Here is a 21,217-nt window from a genome sequence, read left to right on the forward strand (position 1 = left end):
AAAGGCTGTACGGCTGGGGCAAAAGTTGAGGCTTTGACGCTTTTAGATATGCTTTTAAAGCCCGAAATAATCAAAAATGCTTGGGATTATTATAACAAAGAGCAAACCAAAGAGATTAAATACACTCCTCTTATCTCGAAAGACGATAAGCCAGCGATTCAATTAAATAAGGAAATAATGGAACGTTTCCGTCCTGAAATGAGTAAATATTATTATGACTCAACTAAGTACAAAACGTATTTGGAGCAATTAGGTATCAAATATCCAACTTTGAGAGACGACCAAGTGAAAGGATTGGGAAAGTAAGCCGATATTTCATAGACGATAGCCAGTAGCAAATAAAATCTATTGACTATCGTCTATTGACAGATTAATCTTCTGGAAAAGGAATAAAAACAAATCCAGCAAATTCGGCTTCAATTACAAATAAACAACAATACTCATCGGCATTTTTATAGTTTTCTTTGAAAAGCTCAATAGACTCTTCTCCGACGAGTTTTCTTTGCACAAATTCATCCAAATAAGACGCTTTATAGTCGAATTGTGTTTCAAAATCGAGTCGAGTAAATAACATTTTTCCGACTTCAACCTGTGTGCGAGCAACTACAAAAACTGGGTTTTCAGAAAAACCACGTTTTCTGATTTGATAAGACGCTTCTTTTAAATGGTCAGAAACTTTAATAAAATCCCCAGCAATTTGACTCATTATTTTTCGGTCAAGTTCGGGTGAATTTACATCGTCTAAAATCGTATTTTCGTTTGAATGAGAAGTCATTTTTTTAATTGCTGAATGCTGAGTTATTTATTCTTGATAAATAACTCACTGATAAATATTTATTGAAATTGTACATTATTTACATTCTTGCGGCAACCAATAACCCTAAGTCACGGTAACGCAGATTGAAACGCTGGGCGATTGCCAAATTAGTTAGGCTTCCTTTAAAGCAATAAACTCCTTTTGTAAACCATTGTTTGGCAAAAATCATTTCTTCTATCCCTCCCATATTGCCAGTTTTTAATAAAAAAGGTGTAAAAACATTGCTCAATGCAATGCTTGCCGTATGTGCCACACGTGAGGCGATATTTGGCACACAATAATGTGTTATGCCATATTTTTGAAAAGTTGGATGCTTGTGTGTAGTCATTTCTGAGGTTTCAAAACAACCACCTTGGTCAATCGAAACATCAATAATAATTGAGTTTGCCTTCATTTTTGAAACCATTTCCTCGGTCACAAGCATTGACGAAACACCATCGTCAGCACGCATTGCTCCTATCACTACATCGGCTCGTATAATGGCATCAGTCAAAGTTTCAGAGTCAATAATTGAGGTATAAATATGTTGCCCAACCGCATATTTTAGGCGTTGAAGTCGATAAATATGTTGGTCAAAAACTTTAATTTCTGCTCCAAGCCCAAGTGCAGTGCGGGCGGCATACTCTCCTACTGTTCCTGCCCCAATAATCACAATTTTTGTTGGCGGAACGCCTGTAATTCCGCCCAAAATCATCCCTCTTCCATTATGAGCACTGCTTAAATATTCGGCTGCAATGAGCATCACCGTGCTACCAGCAATTTCGCTCATAGTTCTGATGATTGGAAAATTTCCAACTTTATCTTGTATTAGCTCAAAGCCAATTCCTGTGACACGTTTTTGATTTAATTGCTCAAAATATGGTCTGCCAAGATTAGGGATATTCAGCGTCGAAATAACCGTCTGCCCAGCTTTCAAATACGTCATTTCACTTTCAACTAAAGGCTCAATTTTCAAAATCAAATCTGCTTCAAAAACTTCTTTAGGACTCTGAACTATCCTTGCACCTGCTTCACTATAATCGTTATCCGAAAACTTAGCACCAGCTCCAGCATTTTTTTCTATCAAAATCTCATGCCCATTTCTAACCAACAAAGCAACAGCTTCGGGCGTAAGAGCAATACGATTTTCTTGCAGAGAAACCTCACAAGGAAGTCCGATAAAAAGGTTTTCCTTACCTTTTTTAATCATTTCTGGAGATTCTTGTGGGTAAAGTGCTGATTGCCTTGCTAATTCAGAAATAGATTGTCCAGTCATAATTTCGGGGGCCGACTATATTATTTAATCTAACTCAATTTTTCGTGTTAGACCTTCATTTAGGCTTATTTTAATTTTAAAACAATCTTCTGGTAAAAGTAATTCAATTTTATCTGCCCATTCTAATAAGCAAATATTTCCTGAATCAAAATATTCTTCTACGCCAAAATCAAGGGCTTCGATTTCATTTTTTAGGCGGTAAAAATCGAAATGATAAATAGTTTTTCTTTTGTCTGTTATATACTCATTTACAATCGAAAAAGTTGGACTTTGCACAGTAGCCAAAACGCCCAATTCTTTACAAATCGCTTTTATCAAAGTCGTTTTTCCTGCTCCCATTTCGCCATCAAAAATCCAAATGGTTTTGGTTTGGGCTGAAGCAATAACTTTCTTGGCGATTTCTTGTAAATCTTCAATTTTATAAATCATTTCTATCAAATTCTCAGAAATTTTCCTGCAAAAATCGCATTAATACTTAAAATAATTTCAATCTGATTTCTGAAATTTACTTTTCATAAAAAAAACAAATTTTCTTAAGCAATATATGCAAATTTCTGTTGATTTTTCGAGAACTTTGTTGACAGAAAGAAAAAAATCACTCAATTAGTCTTTCAATAGGTCAAACACCCCCTTTCTAAGTAATTGCTGGCGGACACTTTTGACTAAAAAATTTAATACTAACAACACCCATTTATAAGCCATTGTAATGTTCCAAAACAGAAAGCAAATTATTCTGAGTTTTTTCTTTTTAGTGTGTGGAATTTACTTGATAAGATTGCTGTATCTTCAAGTAATTGACGACAAATATCATGCACTTGGTTCGACGGGTGCACTCAAAAAAGAAGTACAAATTCCACTTCGTGGGCAAATCTATGACCGAAACGGCAAATTATTAGTAGCAAATGTAGACGTGTACGACATGAAGGTAACACCTTACAAAGTCAAACCAATGGATACTACAATGTTTTGCCGCTTGTTCAATATCACCAGAGGATATTTTGATAGTACAATGACTTTGGCAAAAACCTATTCACGTAATCGGGCAACAATATTTTTACGACAATTAACTAAAGAAGATTATGCTCGTGTGGCAGATGCCATGGTTAGTTTTCCTGGGTTTACTTTTGAGCTTTCCTTCTTTCGCACCTACCCTGCCCATACTATGGCAAATGCACTTGGATACATTGGTGAAATTAGCAAAAAAGCCTACGAAGACCAAGAGGTAGAATATTACCGAAGTGGCGATTATATTGGCATTACAGGTTTGGAAAAACAATATGAGTCGGAGCTAAGAGGAAGGCGAGGCGTAAAATTTACTATGATGAATGTTCATGGTGAAGACAAGGGCTCTTATGCCAATGGTGAATATGACACCTTGGCGGTGATTGGCAAAAACCTTATTTCCACCGTTGATTTAGATGTGCAACAATTGGCAGATAGCCTTTTTCAAGGAAAAACAGGTTGTGCTGTAGCTATCGAACCTACAACGGGTGAGATATTAGCCATTGGCTCTTATCCTTACTACGACCCAAATATTCTTTCAGGAAAACAATTTAGTAAATATTTCAAGGAACTTTACCGAAATCCTGATAAACCACTCAATGACCGTGTAGCAACGGGCTTTTTTCGTCCAGGTTCAACTTTCAAACTGGCTCAAGCATTGGTAGCTTTGCAGTTGGGTGCAATCGAACCTTCAACAGCCTTTCCATTGGGTGGAGCTCCTGTAAAATGCCACAACCATCCTGGTTCGCCAAATGACCTTCATAATGCAGTTCGTTTTTCGTGTAATCCATACTTTTACAATGTTTTTCGTAAAATAATGGGTAATACTCCCGAAACTAATCCTTTTAAAGCTGCTCCCATTATGCTTTCAAAATGGCATGATATGATTGAAAAATTTGGTTATGGACAAAAATTAGGCATTGATTTACCTTCCGAATCATCAGGTTTGCTACCCAATGTAAAATATTATGACAAACGTTATGGTGCATTTCAATGGAAATTTTCAAACATTTATTCATTAAGCATTGGCGAAGGTGAGGTTTCAATCAATATGCTCAAAATGGCAAACTTGGCAGCTACAATTGCCAATCGTGGCTACTGGATTACACCTCATTTAGTGAAAGGTTTTGGTCAGAATGGCAAAGGAGTAAATCCACAATTAAAGCAAGTGCATAAAACTTTTATTGATCCCCAAAATTATGAAGCAATTATTGGTGGAATGCAAGATGCCGTAGAGCGTGGAACAGTAGGTGGTGGAGCAGGAATTGTGGAAGGAATTGCTATTTGCGGAAAAACAGGAACATCTCAAAACAAAAAAGGACGAGATAATTCGATTTTTATTGCCTTTGCTCCTCGCTATAATCCTAAAATTGCGATTGCTGTAATGGTACAAAACGCAGGTTTTGGAGGCTCGGTTGCTGCACCAATTGCTACTTTGATGATTGAAAAATATCTTAAGCGTAAGATTGAACGTACCGCAATAAAAGAACGAATGATAAATTTGAGTATTAAAACCGTAGAAGCAATGGCGGCAGGAGGGGCAGGTACTATAAATACCGAAAAACCTATGCCTGCAACTAAAACCACACCAAAAACTCCTATAAAACCAAAAAAAGAAGCACCAAAGCCTGAAAAAACGGCTTTTATAAAACCCAAAGAAATAACCCCAAATTCAACAAAATAGTATGGCACGTGACATTGATATTAGAGAAGGTATTGACTGGACAACCGTTTGGCTCTATGCTGCGTTGGTTACTTTTGGTTGGCTAAACATTTATGCGGCAATTTATAACCCCGAAACTCCTATTACCATTCTTTCTACATCGCATAATGCAGGAAAACAATTGCTTTTTATTTGCACATCATTTATTCTGATTCTTATTATTTTATTTGTTGATTACAAAATATATGATTCGTTTGCCTATATTTTTTATGGAGTAGTTATTGCACTCTTAATAGTGACTATTTTTATTGCAACCGAAATAAAAGGTTCTCGTTCATGGATAAAAGTGGGCGGTGGGTTTTCTCTTCAACCTGCCGAATTTTCAAAGATTTTTACAGCTTTGGCACTTTCTCGTTATTTGAGTAGCCAAAATGTTAATATCACCAGAGTTAAGGATGCTATTATTGCTGGATTAATGGTTTTTATCCCACCAATCATTATCATTATGCAAAAAGAAACAGGCTCGGCTCTTACTTTTGCTGCATTTATTGCCGTTTTTTATAGAGAAGGTTTGCCCGGAATTTATCCAGCATTAGGCATTGCTTTAGCAATTTTGTTCGTACTGGTATTATTTTTTGATAAACTGTACGTTATAGTCGGTCTTGCTGTAGCTTGTGGACTTTTTTGGCAGTTTTTCTTGAAACGCTATGACCGCACCCAACAAAATCTTATCAGGCTCGGTGCAGTATTTGTTATATCATCAGCCTTTGTTTTTGGCGTTGGTTTTTTCACAACAAATATTTTGAAACCCCACCAACAAAAACGTATTCAGATATTAGTTAACCCAGATTCAGACCCGTTGGGTGCTGGTTGGAACCAAACACAATCGAGAATTGCTATTAGTTCTGGAGGAATTATAGGAAAAGGGTATTTGCAGGGTACACAAACCAAGTTTGACTTTGTTCCTGAGCAATCAACTGACTTTATTTTCTGTACTGTTGGCGAAGAATGGGGGTTTTTGGGAAGTATGATAGTGATTTTAGTTTTTGCGGTTTTACTCAATAGAATCATTAATTTAGCAGAAAAACAGCGAAGTAAATTCTCCAGAATTTATGGTTATTGTGTAGCTTCTATTTTGTTTTTCCATTTATTGGTTAATATCGGAATGACCATTGGTTTAATGCCAGTTATCGGTATCCCACTTCCTTTTCTGAGTTATGGTGGTTCATCACTTTGGTCTTTTACAATCCTATTATTCATCTTTTTAAAATTAGACGCTCATCGAAGTTATAAGGTTTAGTTTCGACTACACTCAACCTTTGATTTTCTAAATAAGTGATAATCAGTTACTTATTTAGTGAGTCGAAACTATACAAAAAAGGAGCTTTATGAGCCGCTCCCGAATACTGCTTTTCGTGACGTTTCAAGATTTTCAAACTTAATATTTTACGTTGAAAAGTACCTCGATGAAGTTTTTCTCCCAATATAGCTTCATAAACTTTTTGCAATTCGTTCATCGTAAATAACATAGGTAAAAGATTCATACCAACTAATTTACGCTCTAAATTATCTCGTAATGTTTGTAAGGCTTTGTTTACTATTTCGGCATGGTCAAGCATCAAATTTGGCAAATCTTCAATGGCATACCAATCACATGAATCAGAGAGAGCATCTGGTTGCGGTACAACATCATTATAGTTTATTAGAGCATAATACGCTATTGAAATAAACCTATCTAACATCCATTCGTATTGCTCTAAAGAATAATTATTAGATTCAATAATCATCCGCATCACTTCAGGTCTAAATCGAGCCACATCTCCAAACGTATAAAATTGCTCCAAATAAATATTATCCAATCCTGTCCGTTCTTTTAATCCTCTTCGCACAGCATCATTCAAATTTTCATCTCGTTGCACGAATCCTCCCGGAAGAGCAAACAAACCCGTATTATGATATTTAATAATAAGAATTTTGAGTTTATCCCCCGAAAAACCAAAAATAACCGAATCGTATGCTATATGACGTAAAAATGTAGTTTCTTTCACTTAAATAGTAGTTCACGTATGCTGATGAGAATATAACTTTTTCAAAAATAAATAGGATTAATTTAAAAAACCAATTATTATTGTCTCAATTTGCGACAATAAGTAATTTAATCTAAAAAAATGAAACTAATCATCTATTTATTTGCCCTAACTATGCTTTATTATGTAGAGGTAAATGCACAAAACAATAATTCATTTGCGGTGCAAACAAAAATCGAAAACGGTATTATTGAAGGGAATTACGATACTAAATCGGGGATTCAAACTTATTTTGGTGTTCCTTTTGCCAAACCACCTGTGGGAACTTTACGTTGGAAAGCCCCTCAACCTTTGACAAACTGGACTGGAGTAAAAGAAACCAAAAAATTTGGTCCAAGACCCATGCAAACAGTTGTTTTTGGCGATATGAATTCACGCTCAAATGGCGTGAGCGAAGATTGCCTTTACCTCAATGTATGGACACCTGCCAAGCGTAATACCAAAGATTTACCAGTCTTAGTATATTTTTATGGTGGAGGTAATGTAGCAGGCGACGCCTCAGAACCAAGATATGATGGAGAAAGTATGGCAAAAAAAGGTATTGTAACCATTACGTGCAACTACCGCTTGAATGTTTTTGGAAATTTTGCTCATCCTGAACTAAGTGCGGAAGCACAATACAAAGCATCAGGAAATTATGGATTACTTGATCAAGTTGCAGTCTTGAAGTGGGTTCAGAAAAACATTGCGGCTTTTGGTGGCGACCCTAAGAAAGTAACTATTGCAGGTGAGTCGGCTGGTTCGATTTCGGTAAGCTATCAAATGGCATCACCATTAGCAAAAGGCCTAATTGCGGGTGCCATTGGCGAAAGTGGTGCGGGAATTACACCAACAATGGCTCCTGTTACTTTGGCAGAAGCCGAAAAACAAGGTGCTGATTTTGCCAAAAATGCAGGTGTACCAACCTTGAAGCAATTACGTGCCTTATCAACAAGAGAGGTGTATGAGATTTATAACGAATCAAAACGTTTTGGCTTTCCTGTAGTATTAGATAATTACTTTCTGCCTAAAACCCTTCCACAAATTTTTGCATCAAGAGAGCAAGCTCAAGTTCCACTTTTATTAGGTTGGAATTCTGCCGAAATACCTGGGCAAGCGTTTATGTTTGGACAGCCATATAAAGAAGAAAATTATTTAGCAAGAGTAAAAAAAGAATACCCTAACGATTTTGAAGAAGTTTTAAAACTATATCCTCATAGTTCTGAGAAAGAAATTGAACTTTCTGCAACGGCATTGGCAGCTGATAGATTTATTTCATACAGCACTTGGAAATGGTTTGATTTACATCTTAAGAATAGCTCTCAACCTGTTTATCGCTATTTATATAGCAAACTTCGCCCTGCATTAATTGATAATTCGTTGGCATCTGGCTTGGCAGGTGGAACGGTAAAAAAAGAAGGAAACACGCAAAAAGCTACCGAAGCAGTTGGAGCTCCGCATGCTTGCGAAATTGAATATTGCATGGGTAATTTACATTTAATTAAAGAATATGCTTGGACAGCCGATGATTTCAGAGTATCTGAAACGATGCTTAGTTATTTTGCCAATTTTATCAAAACAGGTAATCCAAACGGAGATAAATTACCAGAATGGACGGTAGCAAAAGCAAGCGAATCTAACCCTTCTGTAATGATTATTGACACAAAATCTCGTACTGAAAAAGCCATGAACGACGCTCGGTATTTATTTTTGGATAAGGCTTACGGAAATAAATAATCAAATTAGCATCTATTGACAATGAAATACTTCTTATTTATTTTAGTACTGTTTTTTTCTTTTTCAGCTATTTGTCAACCAAAAACCAATCAAAAGCCTCGCACAATTGTAACAACCGATGGCGAAATTGATGACGTTGACTCATTTATCAGAATGTTGCATTATGCCAACGAATTCAAGCTCGAAGGCTTGATTTATAGTAGTTCAATGTGGCATTATAAAGGTGATGGTAAAGGCACAAAAATCGTTTCTGAAATGGAAATGACCAAGAAAATGTATGGCGAAAAAGCAGATTTACGCTGGCCAGGCGTAAATTGGATGCAAGATTTGATTAATGCTTACGAAAAAGTATATCCAAAACTAACCACACATGCAAAGGGGTTTCCAACGGCTGAGAAACTTCGTAGCATGATAAAAGTTGGAAATATTGCCTTTGAAGGTGAAATGGAACACGACACCGAAGGTTCAAATTTTATTAAAACAAAGCTTCTTGATGAAAATCCTAACCCTATTTACTTGCAAGTTTGGGGTGGAACAAATACGATTGCAAGAGCCTTAAAATCTATTGAAGACCAATATAAAAACACACCTCAATGGAAGCTGGTTTACAAAAAAGTGTGTAACAAAGCTATTATTTTCGCAATTCTCGACCAAGATGCGACCTACCGAAAATATATTTCTACAAACTGGAAGGATATTAAAGTTTTGTATAATTCTAAACAGTTTTGGTCTTTAGCATATAATTGGAAGAAAGCAGTTCCCAAACAATTATATTCTTATTTGGAAGGGAAATTTATGGGCGAAAATATCATCAATAATCATGGAGCATTAACCAAAATGTATTATAGCTATGGAGATGGACAAAAACAAGTGGGCGACGATGAGCATATTCACGGCGATTCTTCCAAACTTCAAAATGCACAATGGGGTACTTTCGGTCAGTACGACTTTATTTCGGAAGGAGATTCTCCTGCTTTTTTGCACTTAATTGATGTAGGATTACAAAATCTCGAAAATCCTCAATTTGGTGGCTGGGGAGGTCGACTGAGCCAGTCTAAAACTAATCCAAATCGTTGGGAAGATGGAGAAGATGTAGCAGATTTTAATCCGATTACACAAAAAATGGATTTGGCCTATCCTCAAATTCGTTGGCTGGAAGCACTCCAAAATGATTTTGCTGCTCGTGCCGATTGGTGTGTAAACGACTATAAAAATGCTAACCACCCTCCTATCGTGAAGCTCAATCATGCCAAAAAAATAAATGCAAAACCTAACATCACTATCAATTTGAGTGGAACAGCGAGCGACCCCGACAATGATATTCTTACTTACCGCTGGTGGCAGTACCAAGAAGTTGATACTTATAAAGGTAAAGTTGAAATAATAAATTCCAATAAAAATAAGGCTTCATTCACCATGCCAAATGATATTCAAAAAGATGAAACGATTCATTTGGTTTTGGAAGTAAGCGATAACAAAATTCCAAAACTGACTCGATATCAGCGGGTAATTATTACTTTCCAATAAACTTGCTTATTTTATTATTCAACACTCTCACTTAAACAATGAAAAAAAATATCATTTCACTCATTTTAGTATTACACAGTTGTTTTTTTGCTTATGCACAAATCCAAACTGGTGAAAAAATAGCCGTTACAAACACCGAATCGGGCAAGGTTCGAGGCTATATTCATAACAAAATTTATACTTATAAAGGTATTCCCTATGCCGAAGCCAAGCGTTTTGAAAATCCTCAAAAACCTAAATCTTGGGCTGGTGTGCGAAGTTCAATGGCTTATGGGCCAGTTGCTCCTTTGATGGAAGCAACTACAAGCGTGCAAGATGAAGGTGAATTTGTATTTCACCACGACTGGGGTTTTACAAATGAAGACTGTATGCGTATCAATGTTTGGACACCAAGTATAAATGATGGTAAAAAACGCCCCGTAATGTTTTGGATTCATGGGGGTGGATTTACTGCTGGTTCATCGCAGGAATTACCTTCCTATGATGGCGAAAATTTGGCTAAAAAAGGAGACATTGTCGTAGTATCGATCAACCACCGATTAAATATTTTGGGTTATTTGGATTTATCAGCTTATGGTGAAAAATATAAAAACTCAGCCAACTTAAGTATACTTGATATGAAAGTTGCCTTAGAATGGGTAAAAACAAATATTGAAAGCTTTGGAGGCGACCCCAATAATATAACTATTTTCGGACAATCGGGTGGAGGTGCAAAAGTTAATACCTTAATGGCTATGCCCTCTGCAAAAGGACTTTTCCATAAGGCGATTAACGAAAGTGGTTCTTTCAGAACAGCGATGTTAGAAAAATCTGATACGCAGCGAATTACATCTGAAGTAATGAAAGCTTTAGGTTTACAAGCAAATCAAGCTGATAGCCTTCAAAAAATTCCGTTTGCTCAGCTGAGTGCCGCTGGTACCAAAGCATTAAAAGTAGTAGCCGATAAAATGAAAGCCGAAGGGAAACCTGTTATTGGTTTCGGCTTGAGTTGGGGACCAAGTCATGATGGAGAATTGCTTCCTTATCAATTGTTTTCAAATGAAGCCTTCGAACTTTCTAAAAACATCTCATTGTTAGTAGGTACAACCAAAAATGAATTTACGCCATTTATGGGTGCCGCCACTTTCAATAGCACGCAAGAACAAGTCATCGAAATTATTAAAAAAAGATATAATACCAAGGCGGATGCTTATTTAGCGGCAGTAAAAAAAGCATATCCTAACGATACAAAACCTTCTGACCTTTTAGATATTGACCTATCGTTTAGACCTGGAGCTGTAGCTCAAGCAAATCAAAAATCTGCTTTAGCTGGTGGAGCAGCTGTTTATATGTACTTGTTCGATTGGCAATCGCCTGTAATGAATGGCAAATATAAGGCGGTACACTGTATGGAAATTCCATTTGTATTTAACAACATTGCACGATGTGAAGAAATGACTGGCGGTAATAAAAAAGCTTACATACTTGCCGATAAAATGAGCCAAGCTTGGATAAATTTCGCTAAAACTGGTAATCCAAATCATGCAAATTTACCAAAATGGGGTACTTATAATGCTACAAACACGACTACGATGCACTTCAATAATACTTGCACTGTAAAACCACAATTAGATAAAGATTTATTTGATTTGGTCAAATAATATCAATGTATGAATCCGATAAAACAAAAGCCATACATAAAATATTATGTATGGCTTTTTGTTAGTTTTTGGAGTTATGCGTATCGTATGGAATAAGTGCTGGAATATCTAAAAACTAGAAAAGCAAGAATCAAATGGCTCTTGCTTTTGCTCTCGTCAAACTGCTGTTGATTATTAAAACCATCAATTTGCCTTTCGGGAAACTGATGGTTTTAATCTTATGCTTTACAGGCATTGATTGCAACTATCACAATAAAAATTGATACAACCAAGAGTTCATCAAAGTGTTCGTAGAATATCTTTTTCATGGTCTTCTTGCTTTTTATACTATGATTCTAAATATCATAAAAAGGTTGAAAGCCTCGTAAAATTTATTTTAAAAAGAACTTACACATTGACTAAGCTAATATATTGTTTTTTTAATGTAGAAAGTAATTATTTTCATGGCTATAATTACTACGCTTTTGCTGATACAAATATCGGAAGACTAATTTTGGTGGACAATACCCCAGTTTGGGTATTTTTTATGAAAATCATATCCGTGCTGGTACGCATATTTGTACTTATTAAAGAAATAAATTAGATTAATCTACGCTCAACAGCATATTTGATAAGACCAACAATGGTCTTAGTGTTGGTTTTTCGGTAGATATTTTTTCGATGGGTTTCAACTGTTCGTTCGGATATGCAGAGCTTGTTTGCAATTTCGCTATTAGAAAACTCTTGGGCGATTAGTTTCACGATTTCTAATTCACGGTCGGTTAGGTGGTAGTTTTCTTCCTCAACATCAGTGCGATTAGAAAGGCTTCTAAGAATTTCGTTTGATACTTCGCGGCTAAAATAAATATTGCCTTTTGCTATTTCATGAATGGCTTCGATGAGTTCATCCCGACCAATAGTTTTTATGATGAAACCCGAAATTCCTGCATCCATTAAATCATGCACAATTGATACATCATAAGAAACCGACAAAGCTAAAACTTTTACTTTTGGAAACCTTTTCTTAACTTTATGTGTGAGTTCAATACCCGTCATTTTGGGCATATAAAGGTCAGTAAGCAGTACATCAACTTGGTTTTCACTTAGAAAATTTAAAGCTAAATTTCCATCCAAACTTTTTCCTACGACTTCAAATTCGGCTATACCCTTGAGCATAGATTCTATCCCATCAATCAAAATTTGGTGGTCATCAACGATAAATATTTTAAGTTTGTTAACAGTCATTAGTTTAGGCTCAAAGGTATTTCTATAACTACACTCGTGCCGTGCCCAAGTGTTGAATCAAAATTAACATATCCATTTAGATATTCGACACGAGTAGCAATGTTTTTTAGTCCAATGCCTTGATTTCCTACGTTTTCACTGTCAAAGCCCTTACCATTGTCTTCCACCATCAAAATTAATTCGTTGTCATGTTTGATTAACTCAATGCTCACTTTGGTGGCTTCGGAGTGGCGGATAATGTTACTAATTATTTCTTGAACAATCCTGTAAAGCATCATTTCAATCTTTTCATCAAGTCGTTCTTTAATACCCACAACTTGCAGTTCTACTTTTAATGTACCTAAAGCATTGATTTTATTAACAAATTGTTTCAAAGCAGACGACAAACCAAATTTGGTAAGAGTGCCAGGCATCATATTATGCGATATTTCTCGTACTTCACGAATACAATCTTCTAATAAATCAAGTGAATTTTGTATTTCAATAACATCTATTTTTTTCTGTGATAAATAATTGCCAAGCGTCATACGGGCAGCGGCCAACATCTGCCCAATGCCATCGTGCAAATCCCTTGCAATACGTATTCGCTCACGCTCTTCGGCCTCAAGTACGGCTTGTGTTCGTTGTTGCAGAACAAAGTTTTTTTCTATCAAAAGTTGCTTACTGGTCTCCTGCATTTGCTTGACACGATATGCTAAAAAACCACTTAAAGCTAAAATTTCAGCTAAAAAAGCCATTGCAAAATAATCAATACCTACCAAAAAGCTACCCGGCACAAATTCATAAATACTTAGCCCTGCATAGAAAGTTATTAAAAAAACAGGCAAATTTGCTAATAAATAATAAGTAGCGTCTTTGCGATAATGATTTACTACGACACAATAAATAGTAGTACCAAATACAAAAAAAGGAGGTATGCAAAACCCCAAACTTATCATAAAAGTGATGGGAATCGTATATAAATTGAAAATGTAATCTTTTAAACCTAAATGGTCGAAGAAACTGAAAACGATTAATATACAAAAAACAATGATAAAGAAATTGCTGTACCATTGAAACAGGGCATTTTTAAGTAAATCCCACCGAAGATAATTCTTTACAAAAAGTATATTTGCAATTATCAACAGCATTGTGGCAACATATCGAACCTTATCACCTTCAATACCCAATGAACCATCTCCATAAAAGCGAATAAAATAACCTTGCATAGTATAGATAAAGCCGAGTGCCGTTAGTACATATATGCCATAATAAACGTAGAGTTTTTCTTTGAAAATAAGAGCCAATAAAAAAGAAATAAAAACCACAAAGCCAAAAATACCCGATATCAAACCCCAATTATGATGGTCATTGGTTGGGTAGTAATAATCAAAATTATTTCTTTCCCAAATCGTTAGAGGAAACGATATTGAGCCAAAACTTTTACTAACTTTTAAATAGCAGAATACTTGATGATTAGGCTGAATGTTTGCCGGGAAGAGAAAGTCTCGGTGTTTGATAGCTCGTTTCTGCTGAGGTATTTTCCATGTAAGAGACTGTCTATCAATTACATGATTTTTATCAACTACATAAAACACGATTTCATCATAGAGGGATACATGCAGATGTATAATTAGATTTTGAATGACCTTGGTCGAGTTTTTCAGTTCAAATCTAAACCAATAAGGGTGCCCTTCTGCCCAAAAAGTAGGAACACTGCCAAGAGCTTTTGTAAATTTATATACTTGCGGAAAGGAAGCTAATTTCTCAACCGTAAATTGTTCGTTCACTTCTGGCAAATAATAAATGCCTTCGGGAGTGTCCAACTGCTTCCAAGTACCATCAAAATTAAAAACAACACCCTGACTTTTGTCTTGTGCAAAAAGACAAAAGCCTGACATATAGATAATTATATAAGATAGTTTTTTTAACATAACTAAGGAATTCATCCTTGTATATACAAATATCCATAAAAGTTTATACTATCCCCCATAAACAATATTATAAAATTCAATGAAAGAAAATATATGAAACAATAATCGCAGTGATAACGCCAGCCAAATCTGCTAAAAGACCTGCTGCCAGCGTATAACGAGTATTCTTAATATTTACCGAACCAAAATACAAGGCTAAAATATAAAAAATAGTATCGGAACATGCCTGAAACACACACGAGAGTCGTCCTACGAATGAATCAGCACCAAAGGTTTTCATTGAGTCAATCATCATTGCTCGTGAGCCACTGCCACTTAATGGATGCATAAGTGCCGTTGGCAGGGCATCTGTAAAATCGGTATTCATGCCTGTCAAGCTAAAAACCCATTTTAGCCCATCAACAATGTAATTCAAAGCTCCCGAATTTCGAAAAGCACCAATGGCAACCAATAAGCCAACCAAATAAGGAATAACTTTAATAGAAGTTTCAAAGCCACTTTTTGCACCTTCAATAAAAGCAGGAAAAACATCTACTTTTTTATAAACAGCCCCTCCAATAAAACCCACAATAAACACCATCAATATCAAATTGCTTGCTACTTTTGAGGTGGACTCAATTTCCTCTTTGGGTAATCCCGCAAAATACCATAATACGAAACCGATAAAGCCTGTCAGTCCTAAAAGCCATGAAAGTAAAGTTTTATCAAAAAAGTTGATGCGTTGTTTGATTCCCACAAACAACATTCCTGTAAGTGTGGCAACATAAACCGAAATAAGGGCAGGAATAAAAATATCAGCAGGGTCTGCAGCATTATAAATAGCCCGTTGTGCCATAATACTTATTGGAATTAGCACTGGGCCCGCACTGTGCAGCACCATAAACATAATTTGGGCATTTGAAGCAGTATCTTTACTTGGATTTAACTCTTGTAAACTTTGCATCGCTTTAAGTCCGAACGGCGTAGCGGCATTGTCGAGGCCGAGCATATTTGCCGAAAAATTCATAATCATTTGACCATTTGCGGGGTGGTCTTTTGGCACTTCGGGAAACAATTTACTAAAAAATGGGCCAATAATTTTTGCCATTCGTCGGATAACACCTGCCTCTTCACCAACTTTTAAAATTCCCAAAAAGAAGGTCATTACACCTGCCAAAGGCAAGGCAATATCCATGACCGCCATTTTGGAGGAATCGAACATTCCCTCGACAATAATTTTAAAAATTTCGGTATCGCCTGTAAAAATGAGTTTAAACAATGCAACAACGAATGCTATCAGAAAAAAAGCTACCCAAATGTAGTTTAATGCCATAAATTTGATTGGTAAAGATTAGATTTGTTGCTAATTTAAGAAGAAAGTATGATTTTTCGTTTTTTTTAAATGAAGTTTGATTTTATAATCCAAAAAATATTACCCAAAATGATGTCAAAATCAAGTATTTTCTTGACAATTAATGTAATAATTACTTGCTCATTTGTGTTGAGTTGCCTAACAAAAAAACAGGCTGAAACTACACAAAAAGTTGATAGTAATATTACCAAAAAAGATATAGTGGCAACAATTACTTCAAAGCCTGTTATTCCTGAAATTGAGCAGAGAATGATTTTGCAAGGACTGGTCGACATTCAAACTCTTGATTCTACGATTATGGTTGAATTGAAATATTCAACCACTGATAATTTTGTGCATACCGATGTTTATGGCGACCTCACACGGGCATATATGCAAACAAAACCTGCCCAAATGCTGGCAAAAGCAAATCATTTTTTGAAAGAAAAATACCCTAATTATCGCCTTTTGGTTTATGACGCTGCTCGTCCGTTGACTGTTCAACATACTTTTTGGAATTTATTAGATAGTATTCCACCAAAAAAGCGAGAAGACTTTGTAGCAAATCCAAAAGATGGTTCTATTCATAATTTTGGGTCGGCTGTAGATTTGACAGTTTATGATTTGGCAAAAAAAAAGCCTTTAGAAATGGGAACAAGTTATGATTTTTTTGGAGATTTGGCATATCCACGTTTGGAAGCTTTTATGTTGAGAAATAAAAAATTAACTCAAGAGCAGCTCAATAATCGTTTGATTTTGAGAAATGCCATGGAAAAAGCAGGTTATGAACGAATTGAAAGCGAATGGTGGCATTTCAACGCAATGGCTCGTATACAGGCAAAAGCACTTTATAAGATTATAGATTAATAGGTTAGTTGTTTCTGAATTTTACATAAATTTCAAAAAAAATGCTTAATTTATTTTGAAATTATAAAAAAGTAAAAAGCAACCATCCAAAAGACGGTTGCTTTATTCATCACCTAACCACTAAAAAGTATTATGAAAAATATAATACCAAATTCTTTTATGCTTATTAAACAAAATATTTTTTAAACTTTATTATAGCTTCTAAATTTTTTCACTACTTCTTTCAACTTACGACGAGAAACTTCAATCAGTTTTCCTTCCTCAAACTTAATCTCACTATTGTTTAATTGAACACCATTATCTTTTATGTGAAGCATATTTATTATATGAGATTTGTGTACCCTCACAAAATAATTTTTATCCAAAATACCCTCAAAATATTTAAGGGTTCGAGCAGAAACATATTTTTTATTTTGGGTATGAACGACTGTGTAATTACAATCCCCTTCCAAGCGAAGTATTTTATCAGTTGGAATCGTTATCAAACGATTAGAATAGTTTAACTTTATAACACTACTTTTCAATTCCAAAGAATCTAAAGCAGAACTACTGGGAGTTATTACTGATTGTTTCATGGTTTTTTAAGGATTTGTTTGTATTCCAAACTTAAACCTTAAAAATGAGTAAGCAAATTATGCCTAATTTACTCAAAATACATAAAATACTGTCTATCAATAACTTACACTTAAAAACATAACAATACTACGTAAAAACCCCTAATGAAATGCGTAAAAACACCCAACAACATCTACAGTAGATTTGGTATATTCTTTTCTATTTGATGTGTAAAATTATGGCAGATTCTGACAATATTTATATCTTTGTGCGAAAATTTATTAAACGGTAAGCAGGTGTTAGACAAGATTCAATCTTTATTTGGGGAGATAAACTCAGTAGTAGTCAGCAACAAAGATGACTTAGATAAATTTCGGATAAAATATATTAGCCGAAAAGGAATTTTAAATGACTTATTTGAGGAGTTTAAAACAGTTGCCAATGACCAAAAACGAGCCGTTGGACAGGAGCTCAACAAGCTAAAAAACCTTGCAGAACAACAGCAAAAAAGTTTTGCAGAAGCTATTGAACAAGGTGCCGACGAATCAACAAACCAAGGTGGACTTGATCTGACGATGCCGGTTGCCCCCAATTTTGCAGGTTCAATTCACCCACTTACGCTTACTCGTCAGCGAGTATTGGAGATTTTTGCACGTATGGGTTTTAGTCACGAAGATGGTCCTGAAATCGAAACGGATTGGTATAATTTTACAGCATTGAATTTTCCTGAAGACCACCCTGCCCGTGAAATGCAAGATACGTTTTTTGTGGAAAAGAAAGATATTCAGAAAGATGATGTTTTACTTCGAACACATACTTCAAACGTGCAGGTTCGATTGATGGAACGCAAAAAACCACCGATTCGCTCATTAATGATTGGGCGAGTATATCGCAACGAAGCAATTTCGGCGAGGGCTCACTGCCAATTTCATCAAATTGAAGGGCTTTATGTTGATAAAAACGTGAGTTTCAAAGATTTGAAAGATACGCTCTATCATTTTGCAAAAGAAATGTTTGGAAAAGACACCAAGATTCGCCTGCGTCCGAGTTATTTTCCATTTACCGAGCCAAGTGCCGAAATTGATATTTCTTGCTTCATTTGTAAGGGTGCTGGCTGTAATATTTGTAAACATTCGGGTTGGGTAGAAATCGCAGGTTCGGGCATGGTTGACCCCAATGTTTTAGAAAATAGTGGTATTGATTCAGAAGAATATACGGGTTTTGCCTTCGGAATGGGTATTGAGCGTATCACAATGCTTCGCTACGGTATCAACGACTTACGAGTTTTCTTTGAAAATGACGTAAGATTTTTGAGACAGTTTTAATTCAATTATCAATGAACACAATATTTTATAAATGTATAAGCGGCAATATATAGTTCTTTAACTTTTAGTTTACTTAGGGTCAATAGCAAACATATTAAAACATTCTCAACCTATTTGCTATTTTATACGTATTTTCATATAAGAAAACCTATTTCATTGAAAATGAACATCGAAACTAAATATTGGCACCTACATAATCATAAACTAATGAGTGTTCTGAGTTCGGACGAACTCAAAGAAATTTGTCTTATTACTAACTTCAAAACTGCAAAAAAAGGTGAAATTATCTACTTTTCACACGATGAGACGAGTCGAGTTTATACTCTCAAACGTGGCACAATCAAGATTGTAGAAATTGACCAAAAAGGCAATGAGATTGTAAAGGATATTCTACAAGAAGGCGATTTATTTGGACAATTTACTCTCGCCGACTCAAATCTGGACGAATATGCTGTAGCTGTTTCTGATTATGTAACTTGTTGCAGTTTCCGAATGGTTGATTTTGAAAAAGTGATTGAACGCAACCCCTTACTTGCCTTGCAATATACCAAATGGGTTGGGCTGCGACTCAAACGCATGGAAAACAAATATGCCAACTTGGTTTTTAAAGATGTTCGTTCTCGATTTATTGGTTTCTTGAAAGATTGGTCTTCAAAAGAAGGAGTTGTAAGTCAAAATGAGGTGGTTATAAAAAATTACCTTACCCACCAAGACATTGCCAGTTTGATTTGTAGCACTCGTCAAACGGTTACGCAGCTATTCAACGAATTGAAAGAAAATGGTACTTTAGAATACTCACGTACCGAAATCATCATTAAAAACATGGCTGCTTTGACTTAACAATTTACTGATAATCAAACACTTATATTATAACTGTCGGTTTTGGTCATCCAGCCGACATTTATTTTTTTATATGCTTTCTACATTTGTATTAACAAAACAAAAAGCCTTATGAAAAAACTTATTAGTATCTCAATTTTGGCCATTTGGACGATGGCTTGCCAAAAAGAAAAAGTTAGAGTTCCATCGGTAGTAGCTACTACCCCAAGTATAGAAACAACTACCCCAACAACTCCAGCACCAACTTCCCCAACAGTTAGTGTAACCGACCTCCAAAATCAAACTTTGATATTAGAAGGTACATTCGTCAACGGTGTTCATACAACGAGTGGTACTGTGAAAGTTTATGAAGACAAAAGCAAAAACCGTAGCCTTGTTTTTGTAAACTTCAAAACCGATGCAGGACCAGATTTAAGAATCTATATGGCTGAAGACAAAGTTCTGACCAATTTTACCCAAATCACCGATAAAGTCAATATCAACGGAAGCTATATTTTACCCATTCCGAGTAACATAGATTTAAAAAAGCAAAGCACGGTCATCATTTGGTGTAAAGCATTTTCAGTGCTATTTGGCAGTGCGTCATTAAAATAATTTTACATCTTATTACTTCATAACATCCATGAAAAAAATATTTTTTTTATTATTTATATTGTTGATTATCAATCAACTAAGTTTTGCACAAAGTAAAAACCAACAAAGTATTGACTTATCAATTGCAGCCTTCGGGGGCTTTTCTCCAGCATTATCATACAATTATAATTGGGGACTTGGTAAACGTGGAAAATTCAAAATCGGAACGGGCATTCGCTTTACTTATTTTGTGTCAGGAAAAAGAGACTTGATTACTGCCCCAGCTACGCTTACTTCGGGCGAAAGAGGTCCTCAAGTGCTTTTTACAGAAAATATTTTAAGCAATTTTGATACCTTGAAAGTCTCAAAAATTAGTGCTGCCTACATCAATATTCCGATTCATTTACAGTATAGTTTTAGCAAGAAATTTGAAGTTGGTTTCAACATTGATGCCATCGGTTTGAGTTTTGGAAGCAAACAAAGTGGCACATTCTACGCCAGCGATTCAAAAAGCCTTAACAAAAGTACGCAGTTGGCAAAGCCTACTACTTTCAATTTACTTTTGGTAAGTGATAATGATTTAGGAAGTCTCAATTCTGAACTTTATGCCCGATATTGGGTTAATGATAAAATCGGTCTGCGAGCAGGTCTAAGTTTCCAGTTTATTGAGTACAAAACTGATAAAATTCTGACCTTTGAAAATGACAGGTTTCGCACAAAAAATCTCCTACCAATGGTTGCCATTTCTTATAAATTCTAATTTCAATTTTTCTATGAAACGTCAATCATTCATTTATATATTACTCATTATCAGTCTTTTAACATTAAAAACTGAAGCACAAAACTGGAAACCAGTTACTGCAGCCATTACATTTAAAATAAA

18 protein-coding genes and 1 pseudogene are annotated in these 21,217 nt (G+C 35.4%); 11 read left to right on the forward strand and 8 right to left on the reverse strand.

The window, feature by feature from the left end; translation table 11 throughout:
• Positions 1 to 306 (forward strand): annotated as a pseudogene (locus ACH2CJ_RS01870) (amidohydrolase); the annotation flags it as partial.
• Positions 307 to 370: 64 nt separating this feature from the next.
• Here ACH2CJ_RS01870 and ACH2CJ_RS01875 read toward each other — a convergent pair.
• The 3 genes from ACH2CJ_RS01875 to tsaE all read right to left on the reverse strand — a co-directional run bounded on the left by ACH2CJ_RS01875 (position 371) and on the right by tsaE (position 2,501).
• Positions 371 to 775 carry a hypothetical protein gene (locus ACH2CJ_RS01875; protein WP_394990377.1) on the reverse strand — a complete coding sequence of 135 codons (405 nt, stop codon included), beginning with the start codon at positions 773 to 775 and terminating at the stop codon, positions 371 to 373.
• Positions 776 to 854: 79 nt separating this feature from the next.
• Positions 855 to 2,072 (reverse strand): alanine dehydrogenase, encoded by a 1,218-nt coding sequence (locus tag ACH2CJ_RS01880; RefSeq protein ID WP_394990378.1) that lies wholly within the window; start codon positions 2,070 to 2,072, stop codon positions 855 to 857.
• Between the two features lie 24 nt (positions 2,073 to 2,096).
• Positions 2,097 to 2,501, reverse strand: a complete 405-nt coding sequence (tsaE, locus tag ACH2CJ_RS01885; protein WP_394990379.1) for a tRNA (adenosine(37)-N6)-threonylcarbamoyltransferase complex ATPase subunit type 1 TsaE — start codon at positions 2,499 to 2,501, stop codon at positions 2,097 to 2,099.
• Positions 2,502 to 2,778: 277 nt separating this feature from the next.
• Here tsaE and ACH2CJ_RS01890 point away from each other — a divergent pair, with 277 nt between their 5' ends.
• Entirely contained in the window at positions 2,779 to 4,758 is a 1,980-nt protein-coding gene (locus ACH2CJ_RS01890) for a penicillin-binding transpeptidase domain-containing protein (protein ID WP_394990380.1), read from the forward strand.
• A gap of 1 nt (position 4,759) precedes the next feature.
• Positions 4,760 to 6,037 carry a rod shape-determining protein RodA gene (gene rodA / locus ACH2CJ_RS01895; RefSeq protein ID WP_394990381.1) on the forward strand — a complete coding sequence of 426 codons (1,278 nt, stop codon included), beginning with the start codon at positions 4,760 to 4,762 and terminating at the stop codon, positions 6,035 to 6,037.
• 46 nt (positions 6,038 to 6,083) lie between these two features.
• Here rodA and ACH2CJ_RS01900 read toward each other — a convergent pair whose 3' ends face one another.
• Positions 6,084 to 6,785 carry an NUDIX domain-containing protein gene (locus ACH2CJ_RS01900; protein ID WP_394990382.1) on the reverse strand — a complete coding sequence of 234 codons (702 nt, stop codon included), beginning with the start codon at positions 6,783 to 6,785 and terminating at the stop codon, positions 6,084 to 6,086.
• Positions 6,786 to 6,905: 120 nt separating this feature from the next.
• Between ACH2CJ_RS01900 and ACH2CJ_RS01905 the strand changes: the two genes are divergently transcribed.
• The 3 genes from ACH2CJ_RS01905 to ACH2CJ_RS01915 are packed head-to-tail and all read left to right on the forward strand — an operon-like array spanning position 6,906 to position 11,707.
• Positions 6,906 to 8,540 (forward strand): carboxylesterase/lipase family protein, encoded by a 1,635-nt coding sequence (locus ACH2CJ_RS01905; protein ID WP_394990383.1) that lies wholly within the window; start codon positions 6,906 to 6,908, stop codon positions 8,538 to 8,540.
• A 21-nt stretch (positions 8,541 to 8,561) separates the two neighbouring features.
• On the forward strand, positions 8,562 to 10,067 hold the full coding sequence (locus ACH2CJ_RS01910) for a nucleoside hydrolase-like domain-containing protein (protein WP_394990384.1): 1,506 nt from the start codon (positions 8,562 to 8,564) through the stop codon (positions 10,065 to 10,067).
• A gap of 38 nt (positions 10,068 to 10,105) precedes the next feature.
• A complete protein-coding gene (locus ACH2CJ_RS01915) occupies positions 10,106 to 11,707 on the forward strand; it encodes a carboxylesterase/lipase family protein (RefSeq protein WP_394990385.1) in 1,602 nt (533 codons plus the stop codon).
• Between the two features lie 579 nt (positions 11,708 to 12,286).
• Here the strand turns inward: ACH2CJ_RS01915 and ACH2CJ_RS01920 are convergent.
• The 3 genes from ACH2CJ_RS01920 to ACH2CJ_RS01930 all read right to left on the reverse strand — a co-directional run bounded on the left by ACH2CJ_RS01920 (position 12,287) and on the right by ACH2CJ_RS01930 (position 16,156).
• Positions 12,287 to 12,931: a response regulator gene (locus ACH2CJ_RS01920; RefSeq protein ID WP_394990386.1), complete on the reverse strand. Its 645-nt coding sequence runs from the start codon at positions 12,929 to 12,931 to the stop codon at positions 12,287 to 12,289.
• The gene (locus tag ACH2CJ_RS01925; protein WP_394990387.1) at positions 12,931 to 14,811 is read right to left on the reverse strand and encodes a 7TM-DISM domain-containing protein; all 1,881 of its coding nucleotides are present in this window, start codon (positions 14,809 to 14,811) and stop codon (positions 12,931 to 12,933) included. Before ACH2CJ_RS01925 ends, ACH2CJ_RS01920 begins: the two co-directional genes overlap by 1 nt.
• A 109-nt stretch (positions 14,812 to 14,920) precedes the next feature.
• Positions 14,921 to 16,156, reverse strand: a complete 1,236-nt coding sequence (locus tag ACH2CJ_RS01930; RefSeq protein WP_394990388.1) for a nucleoside recognition domain-containing protein — start codon at positions 16,154 to 16,156, stop codon at positions 14,921 to 14,923.
• 108 nt (positions 16,157 to 16,264) lie between these two features.
• Between ACH2CJ_RS01930 and ACH2CJ_RS01935 the strand changes: the two genes are divergently transcribed.
• On the forward strand, positions 16,265 to 17,041 hold the full coding sequence (locus ACH2CJ_RS01935) for a M15 family metallopeptidase (protein ID WP_394990389.1): 777 nt from the start codon (positions 16,265 to 16,267) through the stop codon (positions 17,039 to 17,041).
• A 182-nt stretch (positions 17,042 to 17,223) separates the two neighbouring features.
• Here ACH2CJ_RS01935 and ACH2CJ_RS01940 read toward each other — a convergent pair whose 3' ends face one another.
• Positions 17,224 to 17,616 carry a LytR/AlgR family response regulator transcription factor gene (locus ACH2CJ_RS01940; protein WP_394990390.1) on the reverse strand — a complete coding sequence of 131 codons (393 nt, stop codon included), beginning with the start codon at positions 17,614 to 17,616 and terminating at the stop codon, positions 17,224 to 17,226.
• A 276-nt stretch (positions 17,617 to 17,892) separates the two neighbouring features.
• Here ACH2CJ_RS01940 and pheS point away from each other — a divergent pair, with 276 nt between their 5' ends.
• From pheS to ACH2CJ_RS01960, 4 genes are all read left to right on the forward strand, one after another.
• Positions 17,893 to 18,921, forward strand: coding sequence for a phenylalanine--tRNA ligase subunit alpha (gene pheS / locus ACH2CJ_RS01945; protein ID WP_394990391.1), 1,029 nt, complete (start codon positions 17,893 to 17,895; stop codon positions 18,919 to 18,921).
• A gap of 162 nt (positions 18,922 to 19,083) precedes the next feature.
• Positions 19,084 to 19,761, forward strand: coding sequence for a Crp/Fnr family transcriptional regulator (locus ACH2CJ_RS01950; RefSeq protein WP_394990392.1), 678 nt, complete (start codon positions 19,084 to 19,086; stop codon positions 19,759 to 19,761).
• A gap of 111 nt (positions 19,762 to 19,872) precedes the next feature.
• Positions 19,873 to 20,355 carry a DM13 domain-containing protein gene (locus ACH2CJ_RS01955; RefSeq protein WP_394990393.1) on the forward strand — a complete coding sequence of 161 codons (483 nt, stop codon included), beginning with the start codon at positions 19,873 to 19,875 and terminating at the stop codon, positions 20,353 to 20,355.
• 28 nt (positions 20,356 to 20,383) lie between these two features.
• Positions 20,384 to 21,094 (forward strand): hypothetical protein, encoded by a 711-nt coding sequence (locus ACH2CJ_RS01960; protein ID WP_394990394.1) that lies wholly within the window; start codon positions 20,384 to 20,386, stop codon positions 21,092 to 21,094.
• Positions 21,095 to 21,217: the final 123 nt, after the last annotated feature.

Origin of the sequence: Emticicia sp., assembly GCF_043780375.1 — a bacterium.
Taxonomy (GTDB): domain Bacteria; phylum Bacteroidota; class Bacteroidia; order Cytophagales; family Spirosomataceae; genus Emticicia.